The sequence below is a fragment of the Pseudomonas sp. 3A(2025) genome, assembly GCF_054589175.1.
The window spans coordinates 293,816-310,047 of the sequence record NZ_BAAILM010000113.1 but is presented as its reverse complement, the minus strand read 5'-3'; the positions used below and the strand labels follow the sequence as shown (position 1 = coordinate 310,047).

General features: G+C 61.1%; 13 protein-coding genes and 2 tRNA genes. 12 read left to right on the top strand and 3 right to left on the bottom strand.

Features of this window, described 5'->3' with window-relative positions:
• Positions 1-38: 38 nt before the first annotated feature.
• Positions 39-114 (top strand) — tRNA-Gly (locus ACYP2A_RS28030).
• An 86-nt stretch (positions 115-200) separates the two neighbouring features.
• A tRNA-Gly gene (locus ACYP2A_RS28025) sits at positions 201-276 on the top strand.
• A 55-nt stretch (positions 277-331) separates the two neighbouring features.
• On the opposite strand, the gene ACYP2A_RS28020 is transcribed toward ACYP2A_RS28025, so the two are convergent.
• Positions 332-1,366, bottom strand: coding sequence for a LacI family DNA-binding transcriptional regulator (locus ACYP2A_RS28020; protein WP_459749179.1), 1,035 nt, complete (start codon positions 1,364-1,366; stop codon positions 332-334).
• Between the two features lie 210 nt (positions 1,367-1,576).
• Here ACYP2A_RS28020 and ACYP2A_RS28015 point away from each other — a divergent pair, with 210 nt between their 5' ends.
• Together ACYP2A_RS28015 and ACYP2A_RS28010 are read left to right on the top strand one after the other, a co-directional pair.
• Positions 1,577-2,908, top strand: a complete 1,332-nt coding sequence (locus tag ACYP2A_RS28015; protein WP_459749178.1) for an MFS transporter — start codon at positions 1,577-1,579, stop codon at positions 2,906-2,908.
• Positions 2,909-2,921: 13 nt separating this feature from the next.
• Positions 2,922-4,277, top strand: a complete 1,356-nt coding sequence (locus ACYP2A_RS28010; protein ID WP_459749177.1) for an amidase — start codon at positions 2,922-2,924, stop codon at positions 4,275-4,277.
• Positions 4,278-4,287: 10 nt separating this feature from the next.
• Here ACYP2A_RS28010 and ACYP2A_RS28005 read toward each other — a convergent pair whose 3' ends face one another.
• Positions 4,288-5,100 carry an NAD-dependent epimerase/dehydratase family protein gene (locus ACYP2A_RS28005; RefSeq protein ID WP_459749176.1) on the bottom strand — a complete coding sequence of 271 codons (813 nt, stop codon included), beginning with the start codon at positions 5,098-5,100 and terminating at the stop codon, positions 4,288-4,290.
• A gap of 72 nt (positions 5,101-5,172) precedes the next feature.
• Positions 5,173-5,898 carry an oligogalacturonate-specific porin KdgM family protein gene (locus tag ACYP2A_RS28000; RefSeq protein WP_459749175.1) on the bottom strand — a complete coding sequence of 242 codons (726 nt, stop codon included), beginning with the start codon at positions 5,896-5,898 and terminating at the stop codon, positions 5,173-5,175.
• Between the two features lie 352 nt (positions 5,899-6,250).
• Here ACYP2A_RS28000 and ACYP2A_RS27995 point away from each other — a divergent pair, with 352 nt between their 5' ends.
• From ACYP2A_RS27995 to ACYP2A_RS27960, 8 genes are all read left to right on the top strand, one after another.
• On the top strand, positions 6,251-7,405 hold the full coding sequence (locus ACYP2A_RS27995) for a mandelate racemase family protein (protein WP_459749174.1): 1,155 nt from the start codon (positions 6,251-6,253) through the stop codon (positions 7,403-7,405).
• Positions 7,406-7,474: 69 nt separating this feature from the next.
• A complete protein-coding gene (locus tag ACYP2A_RS27990; protein ID WP_459749173.1) occupies positions 7,475-9,085 on the top strand; it encodes an ABC transporter substrate-binding protein in 1,611 nt (536 codons plus the stop codon).
• A gap of 65 nt (positions 9,086-9,150) precedes the next feature.
• A complete protein-coding gene (locus ACYP2A_RS27985) occupies positions 9,151-10,188 on the top strand; it encodes an ABC transporter permease (protein WP_459749172.1) in 1,038 nt (345 codons plus the stop codon).
• Between the two features lie 53 nt (positions 10,189-10,241).
• The gene (locus ACYP2A_RS27980; RefSeq protein WP_459749171.1) at positions 10,242-11,852 is read left to right on the top strand and encodes an ABC transporter substrate-binding protein; all 1,611 of its coding nucleotides are present in this window, start codon (positions 10,242-10,244) and stop codon (positions 11,850-11,852) included.
• Positions 11,853-11,914: 62 nt separating this feature from the next.
• Positions 11,915-12,829, top strand: a complete 915-nt coding sequence (locus ACYP2A_RS27975; protein ID WP_459749170.1) for an ABC transporter permease — start codon at positions 11,915-11,917, stop codon at positions 12,827-12,829.
• A gap of 11 nt (positions 12,830-12,840) precedes the next feature.
• Positions 12,841-13,680 carry an ABC transporter ATP-binding protein gene (locus ACYP2A_RS27970; protein WP_459749169.1) on the top strand — a complete coding sequence of 280 codons (840 nt, stop codon included), beginning with the start codon at positions 12,841-12,843 and terminating at the stop codon, positions 13,678-13,680.
• 11 nt (positions 13,681-13,691) lie between these two features.
• Entirely contained in the window at positions 13,692-14,465 is a 774-nt protein-coding gene (locus ACYP2A_RS27965) for an ABC transporter ATP-binding protein (RefSeq protein WP_459749168.1), read from the top strand.
• Between the two features lie 123 nt (positions 14,466-14,588).
• Positions 14,589-16,202: a methyl-accepting chemotaxis protein gene (locus ACYP2A_RS27960; RefSeq protein ID WP_459749167.1), complete on the top strand. Its 1,614-nt coding sequence runs from the start codon at positions 14,589-14,591 to the stop codon at positions 16,200-16,202.
• The last annotated feature ends 30 nt before the right edge of the window (positions 16,203-16,232 follow it).

Sequence of the window (16,232 nt, the reverse complement as noted above, 5' to 3'; positions counted from 1 at the left end):
GGTAACAGGGGTTCGAGTCCCCTAGGGGACGCCATTAAGCGGGAATAGCTCAGTTGGTAGAGCACGACCTTGCCAAGGTCGGGGTCGCGAGTTCGAGTCTCGTTTCCCGCTCCAAATATGGCGTTGAAGCTTTCGGGCTTCAGGGCAAAAAAATCACCTCGACCTGTTCGAGGTGTTTTTTTTAAAGCGGTTGCAAAAAAGCGGGAATAGCTCAGTTGGTAGAGCACGACCTTGCCAAGGTCGGGGTCGCGAGTTCGAGTCTCGTTTCCCGCTCCATATTGTAAAAAAGGACCTTCGGGTCCTTTTTTTGTGCGCGCGAAAAAACATCGCTCTAGGTGGCGTGCAGCAGCGCGGAGCTTGCCCGTACCTGCAACTGCGGGGCGAGAATGATCGACTCGGCGGGCTCGCCCTTGATGCGTTTTTGCAGCAACTCCACCGCGTGCATGCCCATCTGCGCCAGTGGCAGGCGCACACTGGTCAGCGGCACAAACAGTTCTTTGGCCAGCGCAATATCGTTGAAACCCACCACGGCAATGTCCTTGCCCGGCTCCAGTCCCTTGTCGCGCGCCGCGCCCATCAGGCCGATGGCAAGAAAGTCGTTGACCGCAAAAAACGCCTGCGGGGCAGGGCGGAGTCCCAGCAGATACTCACCTTGCTTGTGCCCGGTGAGGCTGTCAAAAGGGCCGTTGAGTGTCCATTCCGGGCGCAGCACGATGCCTTTCTCACGGTAATAACGGATAAAACCACGGGTGCGATCGGCGCCGGTGGAGGCGTGCCGTTCCCCTGCCAGGATCGCCACATCGCGACAGCCCTGTTGGTAGAGGTGTTCGGCCGCCAGCCAGCCGCCCAGTTCGTCATCGCTGCCCGCCGTCAGGTGCCCGCTGATCTGGCGGCTGACGAGTACGTAAGGAATGTGCTTGCGCTGCAGCAAGTCCAGCAGGGGTTGGGCTTCGCCCACATGCGAGTCACCGACGATCAATCCGGCCACCGAGCGGCGCAAGGCGTGCTCGGCGCGCGCCATTTGCCGCACCTGCTGGTCGTCGGTGTTGGAAACGAAGGTGTGATAGCCGGCTTGCTCGGCCGCACTGTCGATGCTGTCGTAAATGGTCGCCATCACCAGGTCGGTGAGACGCGGCATCAGCACGCAGATCTCCTGGCTTTTGCGCAATTTCAGGTTGGATGCCTGCGTGTTCGGCTGATAATCCAGCGCTTTGGCCAGCGCGCGGATACGCGCCACGACCTCGGCCGAAGCCGCTCGCTCGACCCCTGCCGGATCGCCATTGAGCACCCGTGACACCGTTGAAACGTGTATCCCCAGTGTGGTCGCCATGGACTTCAGTGTGGCGGGGCGAGCTTGATTCGGCATGTTTGTGGGGCTTCCAACCGGCTGTTTTCTTGCGCGCGATTCTATCCCAATCGATGCGCCAGCCCTCGAAATAAATCTTTACCCAAACGATTGACTAACAGTTTTTCAAACTCTACATTTCGCCAACCCAAACGTTTGGGTAAAAAAATAAAAATACGCCGGACGCGGCCGATTTTTTGACTTCTGCCATCACTTGAAGAGTCAGATCCTATGAACAGTCCCGCTATCCCGCGTTTTCGCTATCAGATTTTCTTCCTGATCATGCTGATGGCCTTGCTCAACTACATCGACCGCGGCGCGATTTCCTATGCCTCGGCGAGCATTCTTCCCGAGTACGGCTTCGACAAGGCTGACTGGGGCAATGTGTTGGGGTTCTTCGGTTACGGCTACATTCTCGGCGCGCTGATCGGTGGCATTCTGGCTGACCGTTTCGGCGCCAAACGCATCTGGCTGATTGCCGGCGCCGCCTGGTCGATCTTCGAGATCGCTACCGCGTTTGCAGGCGACCTGGGGCTTGCGTTCATGGGCGGTTCGGCTATGGCCGGTTTCGCCACCATTCGTGTGTTGTTCGGCTTTGCCGAAGGCCCGGCCTACTCGGTGATCAACAAAAGCGTCGCCAACTGGGCCACGCCGAAGGAGCGGGGCTTCGTGGTGTCGGTCGGACTGTTGAGCACCCCGCTCGGTGCACTGCTGACGGCGCCGGTGGCGGTCGGCCTGCAAACCCTGACCGGCGACTGGCGCAGCATGTTCGTGGTGCTTGGCGTGGTCAGCCTGGCACTGCTGATTTTCTTCATGACGCGCTTCACCAATACCCCCGATGAAAACCCGCGCATGTCGAAGGCCGAGCGTGACTTTCTGCGTCAGGAGCGTGCCGCTTCAGCCCACGCCTCACCCGCTGATGCCCGCGTTACGCCGGTGTGGCATTTCTTCAAGAACAAGGACCTGCTGCTCAACGCGGTCGGTTACTTCTCGTTCGTGTACGTGACCTTCCTGCTGCTGACCTGGACCCCCAAGTACCTGCAGGACGAGTTTCACTACAACCTGTCGTCGCTGTGGTACATGGGCATGATTCCCTGGACCGGCGCCTGTTTCACTGTATTGCTGGGCGGCAAGATCTCCGACCTGCTGCTGCGCCGCACCGGCAACCTGAAAGTGGCGCGTAGCTGGCTGGCCGCCACCTGCCTGCTGTTGACCACGCTGTGCTTCATCCTGGTCTCCCAGGCCCAGACGGTGTGGGGCGTGATTGCCCTGATGACCGTGGCCAACGCACTTAATGCGCTGCCGAACTCGGTGTACTGGGCGGTGGTAATCGACACCGCGCCGTCGAACCGGGTAGGCGCCTACAGCGGCATGACGCACTTCATTGCCAACACCGCTTCGTTTATTGCGCCGATGCTGACCGGCTACCTGACCGTGCGTTATGGCTACTCGTCGATGTTCGTGGCAGCGGCTGTCGCCACGGCGCTAGGCATGAGCGCGATGCTGATGGTGCGCCCCGGCAGTCGCAACGTTGCACCTTCCCCTTTGCCAGCAGCGGTTTGATGGAGTTGTCTGTATGAATTTTGCGAAGCCTGCTCACGCTGGTTATTTTTTCGGTCAGTCGGTCGTCGAGCTTGCCCGACGCCTGCGTGCGGGCAGCCTGACCAGTGTCGAGCTGACGCAGGCGGCCCTGGACAGCATCGAGCGCCTGAACCCACTCTTGAACGCTTTTGTTTGTGTCGATGCGCCCGTGGCGCTGGCGCAGGCGCGCAAGGCCGATGAGCTGTTCGCTCAAGGCCAGGACCTCGGACCGTTGCAAGGTATTCCGCTGGCGGTCAAAGACAACATCGATACGTTCGACTACGTCACCACCTACGGCTCGGCGCATTTTGCGGGGTTCAGGCCCGAGCACGATGCTGTGTGTGTGCAGCGTCTGCGTGAGGCCGGCGCGGTCATCGTCGGCAAGACCCTGACCCATGAATTCGCCTACGGGCCGACGGGCGACCGCTCGTTGCAGGGCGCGGCGCGCAATCCCTGGGACGCCCGTTACATCACCGGCGGTTCCAGCGCCGGCAGCGCGGCGGCGGTCGCCAGCGGCATGGTGCCACTGGCGCTGGGCACCGATACCGGTGGGTCGATCCGTATTCCGGCGGCGTTGTGCGGCGCGGTCGGTTTCAAGCCGTCGTTTGCCTGCGTGCCGCTTGCGGGGGTGTTCCCGCTGGCATCGAGCCTTGATCATGTCGGTCCCATCGCCAACCATGTCGAGGATGCGCGCCTGTTGTTCGAGGTGATTGCCGGGCGGGCGTGCGCGCCGCTGGTCAGCGCCCGACCGCTGCGGGTGGGCTGGATCACCTCCGGTAGCTTCGGCCCGGTCGACGTAGAGGTGGATCGCCAGGTGTACCAGGCGGCGCAAAAACTGTTTGGCGAGGGGCTGCAAGAAGTCGCCGACCTGCAAGGGCTGTCGGCCGAAATGAAAGACACCTTGCTGATGTTGCAGCGCGCCGAGGCCTACGATGTGCACGCCGAACGCATGCAGCATGCGCCGCACATGTTCGAGCAAGAGGTGCGCGAACGCCTTGAGTTGTCGCGTGAGGTCAGGGGCTGGCAATACATTCGCGCGCAGGCCGGTCAGTTACGGCTCAAGGCGGCGATGGCGCAGGTGTTCGAGCGTTATGACGTTCTGGTTTCGCCCTGTGTGCCGATCATCGCGACCCCGGTGGATGCGCGAGAGGTGCGGGTTGGCGAGCAGGACATCGATGTGCGCGCTGCCGTGCTCAGCCATACCAGTGCCTGGAACCTCACCGGCTTGCCTGCGATCAGCCTGCCGGTGGGGCAGGTGAGGGGCATGCCGGTGGGGCTGCAGGTCATTGCGGCGGCGGGAGACGATGATCACTTGTTGCAGGTGATGGCGCAGCGATTCGTACGGGGATAGTGGGTGGTGGTCAATCCCCGAAAGGCCCGGCCGCCGTGAAGGCGCCACCTTGCAGACCGGCAGTCCGATCATCTGCCGGCGCTGCCGGTTGCGCTTCCAGCTTCTTGCGAAACTGCTCCGAGCTGTCCTGCGGGTTGAAGCCCAGGTGCGCCGCGTAGCGGTTGTTCCACCACAGGTCGCGGTTGTTCGACACGCCATACACCACGGTGTGGCCAACGTTTTCGGCCAGCAGTGCGCGCTCTACCAGGTGCGCAAGGTCCTGATAGCTCAGCCAGGTGCTGAGCATGCGCAGGTTGCGGGGCTCGGGAAATGACGAACCAATACGCAAGCTGACGGTTTCGATGCCGTAGCGATGGAAATAGAACGTCGCCAGGTCTTCGCCATACGACTTGGACAGCGCGTAATAGCAGTCCGGGCGGCGCAGCGAGTGCGCATCGAGCTGCTCGGTCTGTGGGTAGAAACCGGTGACGTGGTTGGAGCTGGCGAATACCACTCGTTTGATGCCGTGTTTGCGCGCCGCTTCATAAATATGAAAGGTGCCGCGGATATTGGCCTCAAGAATCTCTTCGAAGGCACGCTCCGTAGAAATCCCGCCCAGATGCACGATGGCATCCACGTCATTGGCCAGTGCAAGCACGCCAGCCTTGTCGGCCAGGTTGCAGTTGATGACTTCTTCGTGATCGCCGGCGGACGGCGCCATCGGGCTGATGTCGGATGCGCGCACCACATTGGCATGGGCTTGCAGCGCTTCGCGCAGGATCTGCCCGAGTCCACCGGCAGCGCCGGTCAACAGCAGGCGGTTGAAGGGTTTGTTTGTGGTCATGACGGTGCCTTTGCTTGCAGTTGCGGGGTGTAAAAACACAACCGGGCAGCCTGGGCTGCCCGGTAGGGGGGATTACAAGAAGTTGTACTGGATACCCAGGCGCCAGCGGGCCTGACGGTCATCGGTGGTGGAGCTGACTTTGATGTCACCCACTTCCATGAACGGCTGCCACTGCTTGTTGATCCTGTAGCGCACGATCAGGTTCTGTTCGTAGTCGCTCTTCTTGTTGTCGTAGCGGATGTAGTCGGTATCGAAGTAGATGTACTGGTACTCGAAGCCCCATGGACCTTTGGGGGTGTAACCCAGCCAGCCTTCCAGACGCGTCGTGTTCTGGTCGTCCTTGGCGCGGTCAGGCTTGCTACGATCGATCTGATCGCGGTCCAGGCTTTTCGCGTCATAGCGAACGCGAGTGGCGACGTACCACTCATCAGTGATCTTGTAGTTGTACTTCAGGCCGAATTTATAGGTGGTGAAATCCTTGCCGCTGTCCATCTGGAACGCCGGCTGCAACGACGAATTGGCACTCAACTTGTAGTTGTAGTCCGCGGTGAATTCATGGCCGTTGTTGACCATGTTGTCGTACGCGACGTCTTCGCGGTCGCCTGCAGTCTTGTATTTGATTTCGGCAGCAAGACCCAGACCATTGTCCATCCGGTAGCTGAGCTTGATCCGGTCGGAGTGGATGCTGTCGTCTTCGGTGAAGCCGTGGCGGTAGTTGATGCTGGCGGAGTCTGCACAAGCGTAGAACGACAGGCCGAGTGCGCTTACAGCAATCAGGTTGCGGAATGTAGTGTTCATGCGATCTTCTTTTTTTGTTGTTGTTGAGGTCGGAATGAGGCGTATGTGGCTATCGGGTGTGTGGCGTGGTGGGTGGGCTCCGGTGGTGAATTTCCAAATAAGTTATCGTACGACTTTTCAGTTGTCTACGATTTATTGAAATGTTGTCATATCACTTGCTTAAAAGGCTCTATTTCAGTGTTTTCAGGGGTGTATATGGATTTGTCTGGCAGGTAAAGGTGAGGGGAATGCTCGGAAAACCTGCTTTTTAAAAGTTTGGCAGGGGGTACTTTTCAAACGTTGTATGATGACGTAGGATCGTTCTCACGGCACGACACACCGGCCACAAATCCAAGAAAAAGGCTCAACGTCCATGATCATTACTGCTGTTAACGTCCAGGTGTTTTCCTACCCAACCCGCCGCGCTGTCGACAGCGCCGGCCATGCCCATCCGGGCGATGTGACCCAGGCCAAAATGGCCTTGCTGCGGATCAAGACCGAATGCGGTAACGAAGGTTATGCACTGGGTGCCCCTGAACTCATCCGTCCTTACGTGCTGGATAACTTCGTACGCAAAGTGCTGGTGGGTGCCAACGCATTCGATCGCGAAAAGATCTGGCACGACCTGGCGCACTGGCAGCGCGGCAGCGCCAGCCAGTTGACCGACCGCGCCCTGGCGCTGGTTGAACAGGCACTGTGGGACTGGGCAGGACGCAAGCTGAACCTGCCGGTGCACAAGCTGATCGGCGGCTATCGCGACAAGGTGCCGGCGTATGGCTCGACCATGTGCGGTGACGAACTCGAAGGCGGTCTGTCGACCCCGGAAGAATACGGTCGCTTCGCGGAAACCCTGGTCAAGCGCGGCTACAAGGCAATCAAACTGCACACCTGGATGCCGCCAGTCTCGTTCGCACCGAGCGTGAGCATGGACATCAAGGCCTGCGCCGCTGTACGTGAGGCCGTCGGTCCTGATATCGCCCTGATGATCGACGGTTATCACTGGTACAGCCGCACCGAAGCCCTGACCATCGGCCGTGCCCTTGAGAAGCTCAATTTCGCCTGGTTCGAAGAGCCGATGATGGAAGACTCCGCCGAGTCCTATGCCTGGCTGGCGGGGCAACTGGACATCCCGATCCTGGGCCCGGAAAGCCTGGGCGGCAAACACCTGAGCCGTGCCAGCTGGGTGAAGAACGATGTCTGCGACATCCTGCGTGCCGGCGTGGCCGGGGTCGGTGGTATCGCCCCGTGCCTGAAAGTGGCACACATGGCCGAGTCGTTCGGCATGGATTGCGAGATTCATGGCAATGGTGCGGCGAACCTCGCCGTGGTCGGCGCCATCAAGAACTGCACCTGGTACGAGCGCGGCCTGCTGCACCCGTTCCTGGACTACGACGAAGTACCGGCGTACCTCACCCGTCTGGTCGACCCAATGGATAAAGACGGCTTCGTACACCTGTCCGACCTGCCTGGCCTGGGCGAAGACATCGACTTCAACTTCGTGGAAACCAACACGCTACAAAGCTACTGATTCGTGCATGGCGGCACGCGCCATCGCGTGTCGCCCGAGAGTCCAATAACTATAAAAAGGCTATCTCACATGACCGTTCTCCCCAAATTCTGGGCGGGGGTTTTTGCCGCATCGCTGGCGATGACCTCAGTCCCTGCTGCATTCGCCAAGACCCCTGCCGATCAGTTGATCGTCGGCATGAGCATGATCAACCTGTTGTCCCTGGACCCGGCAGCCGCCACCGGCCTGGATGTCTCTGAGGTCAACGCCAACCTGTACGACATGCTGTTGGTGCAGGACGTCAAGCAGCCTGACATCCTGCAACCGGCCCTGGCTCAGAGCTGGACCGTCAGCGACGACCGCAAGACCCTGACCTTCAACCTGCGCAAGGACGTCAAGTTTCAGTCCGGCAACCTGCTGACTGCCGAAGACGTCGCCTGGTCCCTGCAGCGTGTGCTCAAGCTCAACCTCGCCCTGGCCTCCACCTGGAAAGCCTACGGCTTCACCGCCGGTAACGTGGCCCAGTACATGCGCGCCACCGACGACTACACCTTCGTCGTCGAACTGCCACGCCCGACCGACCCGATGTTGGTGCTCAACACCCTGGCCACCTCGCCAAGCGCGTTCATTCTCGACCGCAAGGTCGTGCAAAAGAACCAGAAAGGCGATGACATGGGCGGCGCCTGGCTGACCACCCATGCCGCCGGCAGCGGCCCGTTCATTCTCAATGACTGGCGCGCCAACGACGTGATCCTGATGACCCGCTTCGACGGTTACTGGGGCGGTCCTGCCAAGCTCAAGCGCATCGTCATGCGCAACATGACCGAGTCGCAGTCGCTGCGCCTGATGGTCGAGCGCGGCGACCTCGACCTTGCCAAAGGCATGTCCGCACCCGATATCGCCGCCCTTGAAAAATCCGATAAGGTCCGTGCCGAAACCGTACAGCGCGGCACCCTTTATTACGTGGCCCTGAGCGTCAAGAACAAACCCTACGACGATGCCCGCGTGCGCAAGGCGGTTCGTTCGCTGATCGACTATCAGGGCATCAACCAGACTGTGATGCCGCACTACGGCCAGCTCAACCAGCGTCCGCTGCCACTGGGTCTGCCTGCACGCCTGGACGATCCGGGCTACACCCTGAACGTGGCCGAGGCGAAAAAACTGCTGACCGAAGCCGGTTACCCCGATGGCTTCAAGACCACCATCCGCGTGCTCACCGAGCCGCCGTTCATCAACATCGCTTCCAGCCTGCAATCGACTCTGGCCCAGGCCGGCATCCAGGCGACCATCATCACTGGCACCGGTAACCAGATCTACGGCGCCATGCGTGAGCGCAGCTTCGACATCCTGGTCGGGCGCGGCGGTGGCGGTGCCGAACGGCATCCGCACTCAAGCCTGCGCACGCTGGTGTACAACCCGGACAACCGCGACGAAGCCAAGCTGAGCAACTTCCAGGGCTGGCGCACCTCGTTCTACAGCCCCGAGTTGAACACCCTGATCGAGAAGGCCGAAGTCGAGCCCGACAAGGCACAGCAACTGGCGCAGTACCAGCAGATCCAGACCCTTCTGGACCAGCAGGTGGGCGCGATCATGCCGGTGTCGCAGATGACGGACACCGTGGTGCTGTACCACGACGTGCAGAACTACCAGGGCCACACCGCGGCCACCACCCGCTATAAAGACGTCTACAAGTCGCGTTGAGTGGCAGAGGGGCGTGCGCGCCCCTTACACCTCGGTGATTGGTAAAGCTATCTCAGGAGCCTGTTATGTTTCTTTCGACTGCCTCTGTTCTGGGCGCCCGCGTGTCCGGAACTGCCCGCCGGGCAAGCACCGTTCTGGTGACCTTGCTGGGTCTGCTGGCGCTGACATTCTTCATTGGTCGGGTCATGCCACTGGACCCGGTGCTGGCCGTGGTCGGCCCGGACGCCGACAGCTCCACCTATGACCAGGTGTACCGCTCGATGGGCCTGGACAGACCGATCTGGACCCAGTTCGGGATGTACCTCAACGATTTGCTGCACGGTGATTTCGGCAACGCGCTGCTCACCGGCCACCCGGTGCTGGATGACATCCGCCGCGTCTTCCCGGCGACCATCGAACTGGCCACCCTGGCCATTCTGTTCGGCATCGTCATCGGCTTGCCGCTGGGCGTGATCGCCGCCAGCAACCAGGGCCGTATCGGTGACCATATCGCGCGGGTGATCACCCTGTTCGGTTACTCCACGCCGATTTTCTGGGTCGGCATGATGGGCCTGCTGATCTTCTACGCCTGGCTCGGCTGGGCAGGCGGTGCAGGGCGTATCGACCTGGCCTACGACGGCATGGTGCCGGACGTCACCGGCATGCTGTTGATCGACACGGCACTGGCCCGCGACTGGGATGCCTTTTCCAGTGCGCTGCGCCACATCGTCTTGCCGGGCCTGATCCTGGGCCTGAACTCGGTGGCCTACATCAGCCGCATGACCCGCAGCTTCATGCTTGAACAGCTGTCGCAGGAATACATCATTACCGCACGGGTCAAGGGCCTGTCGCGTCGCCAGGTGGTCTGGAACCACGCGTTTCGCAACATTCTCGTGCAGTTGCTCACCGTCGTCGCGCTGGCCTACGGCTCGCTGCTCGAAGGCGCGGTGTTGATCGAAACCGTATTTGCCTGGCCCGGTTTTGGCCAGTACCTGACCAGCAGCCTGATGCTGGGTGACATGAACGCGGTGATGGGGTGTGTGTTGGTGATCGGTCTGATCTTCGTCGCCCTCAACCTGATCAGCGATGCCCTGTACAAAGTGTTCGACCCAAGGACCCGATAAGCCTCTGAGCTGTCGCGAACACCACGAATAACTATAAAAAGAAGGACGTTCACATGAAGACTGTATTCCCGACCCTGCGCATGAGCCTGCTGGGCACGATCCTGGCGCTGAGCCCTCTGGCTGCGGTGTACGCCAAGACGCCTGCCGACCAATTGATCGTCGGCATGAGCATGGTCAACCTGTTCTCTATTGATCCTGCCAACGCACCGGGCCTGGATGCCTCAGGCGTCAACGCCAACCTGTATGACACGCTGATCAAGCGCGACAACGGCAGCCCGGACAAACACCTGCCGCAACTGGCCGAGAGCTGGACGGTGAGTGAAGACGGCAAGCAGATTACCTTCAAACTGCGCAGCGACGTCAAGTTTCACTCCGGCAATGCCCTGACCGCCGAAGACGTGGCCTGGTCGCTGTACCGGGTGATGAAGCTCAACTTCGGCCTGGCCACCACCTGGAAAGCCTACGGTTACACCACTGAAAACATTCAGGGCCTGATTCGTGCCACTGACAAGCACACCCTGGTGGTCGACCTGCCACAGCCCACCAACCCGCTGTTGATGATCGACTCGCTGGCGGTCTCGCCGAGTGCGGTCGTGGTCGACCGCCAACTGGCCCTGAAAAACGAGAAAAACGGTGATCTGGGCGCCGCCTGGCTGGTCACCAACGAAGCCGGCAGCGGCCCGTTCACCCTGACCAAATGGAGCGCCAACGACTCCTTGGTGCTGACCCGTTTCGACGGTTACTGGGGCGGTCCTGCAAAAATGAAGCGGGTGCTGGTGCGGCACATGACCGAGTCGCAATCGTTGCGCCTTATGCTGGAGCGCGGCGACCTCGACCTGGCCTTCGGCATGGCCGCACCCGACATCAAGGCCATTGAAAGCAACAAAGCGCTGCAAGTTCAGGCGCTGCCACGCGGCACCATGTACTACGTGGCCATGAGCATGAAACAGCCGGAGTTCGCCAACAAGAAAGTCCGTGAAGCGGTGCGTAACCTGATCGACTACAAAGGTCTGGACGAGCAGGTCATGCCGCACTACGGCACGCTCAACCAGCAGCCGATGCAACTGGGCCTGGAAGCGCGCCTGCCAGACCCCGGCTACAAAATGGACGTGGCCAAGGCCAAGGCGCTGCTGACCGAGGCCGGCTACCCGCAAGGCTTCACCACCACCATCCGTACCTTGTCCGAGCCGCCGTTCATCGACATCGCGGCGCGCATGCAGTCGACCCTGGCCGAAGGCGGGATCAAGGCCAGCATCGTCACCGGTACCGGTAACCAGGTCTACGGCGCCATGCGCGCCCGTAACTTCGAGATGATCGTGGCCCGCGGTGCCGAGCGTTATCCGCACCCGTATTTCAGCCTGCGGACTTTCGTCTACAACCCCGACAACAGCGACAACGCCGGTCTGCCCAACTTCCAGGGCTGGCGCGCCTCGTTCTTCAATCAGCAGATCAACGAGCTGATCGACCAGTTGGGTGTCGAGCGTGACGCCGGCAAGCGCCTGAGCATGTACCACCAGGTCCAGAAACTGTACGACCAGGACGCTGGCCCGATCATGATCGTCTCGCAGATGACCGACACCGCCGTCAGTGCCGTGGACGTCAAGGGTTTCACTGGCGATGACGCCGAGGCGACCCGTTACCAGGGTGTCTACAAACAACGCTGAACACCGCCCGGAGCGCCTGCGGGTGCACCGGGTGGCCATGATTTCAAATCGAGAGCATGCCGATGATAGCCAACATGTCTTCTACCGAATCAGCCGTTAAGCCAAAAGCCGACACGCCCGCTTCCAGTATGGAAGCGCTGTATAAAAGCAGCCTGAAGGTGCTTAACCACTTGCTGCGCAACCCGATGACCCTGGCGGGCCTGCTGGTGGCATTGCTGCTGGTCGTGGTCGCCGCCTTCGCGCCATGGATTGCCACCCATGATCCGGTGGTGCAAAACCTCGCCGGTGCCTTGCAGGCCCCAGGTTCTGCACACTGGTTCGGCACCGACGAGTACGGCCGCGATATCTTCAGCCGGCTGGTGTACGGCTCGCGCATCACCCTGTACATCATTGCCCTGGTGACCATTATCGTCGGCCCCATCGGGCTGTTCATCGGCACCGTCTCCGGTTACTTCGGCGGCATTGTCGACACGGTGTTCATGCGCATCACCGACATCTTCATTTCGTTCCCCAGCCTGGTACTGGCCCTGGCCTTCATCGCGGCCCTCGGCCCAGGTCTTGAGCACGCCGTGGTCGCCATCGCGCTGACCTCCTGGCCACCGATTGCGCGTCTGGCACGGGCTGAAACCCTGTCGCTGCGCAAGGCTGACTTCGTCGTCGCCGTCGAACTGCAAGGCGCGTCTTCAACGCGCATCATCCTCAAGCACATCGTGCCGATGTGCATGTCGTCGGTGATCATCCGCCTGACCATGAACATGGCCGGCATCATCCTCACCGCTGCGGCACTGGGCTTTCTGGGCCTGGGCGCACAGGCGCCGCTGCCGGAGTGGGGTGCAATGATTTCCACCGGTCGTCGCTACATGCTCGAGTGCTGGTGGCTGGTAGCAGTACCGGGTGGCGCGATCATGCTGGTCAGCCTTGCGTTCAACCTGTTGGGCGATGGCCTGCGGGACATCCTCGATCCGCGCAGCGAATAACTGGAGGCTTTATGTCGACGATCAAACTCAATGTCGATTCGCTCAATGTGCGTTTCGTCAACGGCAAGAAAGTAATGCACGCGGTTCGCGATGTGTCGTTCACCCTGGGCCGCGAGAAGCTCGCCATCGTCGGTGAGTCAGGTTCAGGCAAGTCCACCGTCGGGCGCAGCCTGCTCAAGTTGCACCCCGGCAGCGCACAGATCACCGCCAAGGCCTTGCAGTTCGGCGATATCGACCTGCTGAACGCCAGCGAAAAGGCCATGCAAAAGATTCGTGGCCAGCGCATCTCGATGATCATGCAAGACCCTAAATATTCGCTCAATCCGGTGGTCAAGGTCGGCGACCAGATCGCCGAGGCGTATCTGGCCCACCACAAGGCCAGCCGTGCCGAGGCCCGCGACCGGGTGTTGCTGATGCTCGAAAAGGTCCACATCCGCGACCCCAAGCGCGTCTACAACCTGTACCCGCATGAAGTCAGCGGCGGCATGGGCCAGCGCATCATGATCGCCATGATGGTGATCACCAACCCTGAGGTGATCATCGCCGACGAGCCGACCTCGGCCCTCGACGTGTCGGTGCGCCAGCAGGTGCTCAACGTGCTCGAAGAACTGGTGGTCGAGCAGCAGATGGGCCTGATTTTCGTCAGCCACGACCTCAACCTGGTGCGCAACTATTGCGACCGCGTGCTGGTGATGTACGCGGGGCGCGTGGTCGAGTCGCTGGCTGCCTGCGATCTGCAATACGCCGAACACCCTTATACCCGTGGCCTGCTGGCGGCCTTGCCCAGCATGGACAACCGCCGCCCACGCTTGCCGGTGTTGCAACGCGACCCGCAATGGCTCACCGCCTGAGGTAACTGACCATGTCCATGATCCAAGCACAATCGTTGAACCTGAGCTTCGGCGTAGGTCCTGCGCTCAACCAGGTGTTGCACGACGTCAACCTCAGTGTCGAAGACGGCGAGTCGTTCGGCCTGGTCGGTGAGTCGGGCTCCGGCAAGACCACCGTCCTGCGTTGTCTGGCCGGTCAGTACCGGCACTGGAGCGGGGCGCTGAGCATTGCCGGCGTGCCGTTGCAGCACAAGATTCCCAAGGACCACTTCCGCAAGGTGCAGATGGTGTTCCAGGACCCCTATGGCTCGCTGCACCCGCGCCATACCGTCGACACCGCCCTGCGCGAACCGCTGACCATCCACGCCATGGACGATCGCGATGACCGCATCAACGACATCCTGCTCAAGGTCGGCCTCAACGACAGCTTCCGCTATCGTTACCCGCACCAGTTGTCCGGTGGTCAGCGTCAGCGCGTGGCGATTGCCCGTGCGCTGATTCTCGAACCGCGGGTGTTGCTGCTCGACGAGCCGACCTCGGCCCTCGATGTCTCGGTACAGGCCGAAATCCTCAACCTGCTCTCGGACCTGCGCCAGCGCGAGAAACTTACCTACCTGATGGTCACCCATGACCTGGGCGTGGTCAGCCACCTGTGCGACAAGGTCGCGGTGATGCAGCAGGGACGCATCGTCGAACGCCTGGACAGCCAGGCATTGAGCCAGGACCTGGCCACCCACGACTACACGCGCATGCTGGTGCAAGCCAGCCGTGACTTCAGCGCCGAGTCGCCGCGCGCAGCGGTCTGATTGCCAGCGCTTCAAGCAAACGGTTGTTGTCGACCTGACGGGTCGTGCTGATCAGATTCTGATCAGCACGCTGCCCGCAGCAAGACTGTGGGTGTCGCTATTTAAAACGCACAGGAAGGCGTAATGAAGCTCCATCATCGACTCACGCTCATGGTGTTGTGTGCGGTACTGGGTCTGCTTGTGATTGCAGGCTTCGGCCTGAGCGCCTTGCGCTCCAACATGCTGGAAAACAAACGCAGTGAAATTTACGCCGTGCTGAACCTGGCCGCTCAGCAGGTGGCGTATTTTCAAGAGCAGGAAAAGCTTGGCCGCCTGACGCATCAGGACGCTCAGGCCAAAGCCATCGAGGCCTTGTCGAGCCTGCGCGACGGCAAGAAATCCTATGTCTGGGCGCGCACCACAGGCGCCCTGGGTCTGGTCCATCCCAACCCCGATGTCATCGGCAAGGTCGATGTCGGTGTGATCCAGCCGGACGGCCGAACCAAATGGCAGACCTATCTGGATGGCCTGCAAGGCAAGCGCTACGCCTTCTTCGACGACCTGGCCAAGTACCCGGGCGCCGAACAGGCGGTGCCGAAGATCAATGGCATTATCCGCATCGAGGGCTGGGACTGGCTGGTCGGTTTCGGCATTTTTGTCGACGACATCGACGCCGTGTTCTGGCACCTGGCCTGGCAATTCTTTGCGGTCGGCCTGCTGACGGTATTGGTCACCACCGCGCTGGCGGTGAGCATGTCGAGGGGTATCTACCGCAGCCTGGGCGGCGAGCCGCAATACGCCAGCCAAGTGGCCCGTGCGATTGCCGCCGGAAACCTCAGTTTGCCGGTGCTGGGGCGCTTCGGCCCCGACAGCCTGCTGGCGGCCGTGGCAACCATGCAAGCCAGCCTGCGCGACATGATCGTCAGTATCCAGAGCGGCTCGCAGTTGCTGGGCCAGGCCGCCAATGGCCTGACCGGGCAAATGCAACGGATCGACCATGCCTCGCAGCAGACCTCGGAAGCCACGACAGCGACGGCGGCGGCCATCGAGCAGATGTCGGTCACCATCGACCATATTTCTTCCAGTGCCAGAGAAACCGAAAGCAACTCGGCACGCTCGGCGCAACTGGCGGGCGAGGGCGAGCAGCGGGTGATCGAGGCGGCAGCCGCCATTGCCCAGGTGTCGAGCCAGGTCGAAGGCGCTTCGCAGCGCATCGCGGGATTGGTCAAGCGCACCCAGGAAATCGACGGCATCACCAGTACCATCAGTAACATTGCCAGCCAGACCAACCTGCTGGCGCTGAACGCGGCCATTGAAGCCGCTCGGGCCGGCGAGCAAGGGCGCGGTTTTGCCGTGGTGGCCGATGAAGTGCGCAATCTGGCACAACGCACAGCGCTGGCCACCCAGGACATCACCCGCATGATCAGCTCGATTCAGGTCGACACCGATTCGGTGGTCGAGAGCATGGTCGCCGTGACCCCGCAAGTGGCGACCGGCCTGGCCCTGGCCGAACAAGCCGCCGGTGCGCTGCGCGACATCAACAGTGGCGCTTCACTGACCCTGATCCAGGTCCGTGAAGTGGCCAGCGCCACCTCCGAACAAAGCCTGGCCAGTGCCAGCGTGGCGCAGAACATCGAGAGCATTGCCAACCGGGTCGAAGAGTCGGCCACCTCGGTGCGTGCCGCCAACGATAACCTGCATTCGCTGGAGCGTCTGGCCGATCAACTGCGTGACGCCGTCGCGCGCTTTCACTTGTAGTTTGCGCCCCATCACTCAAGGAAAAACGCT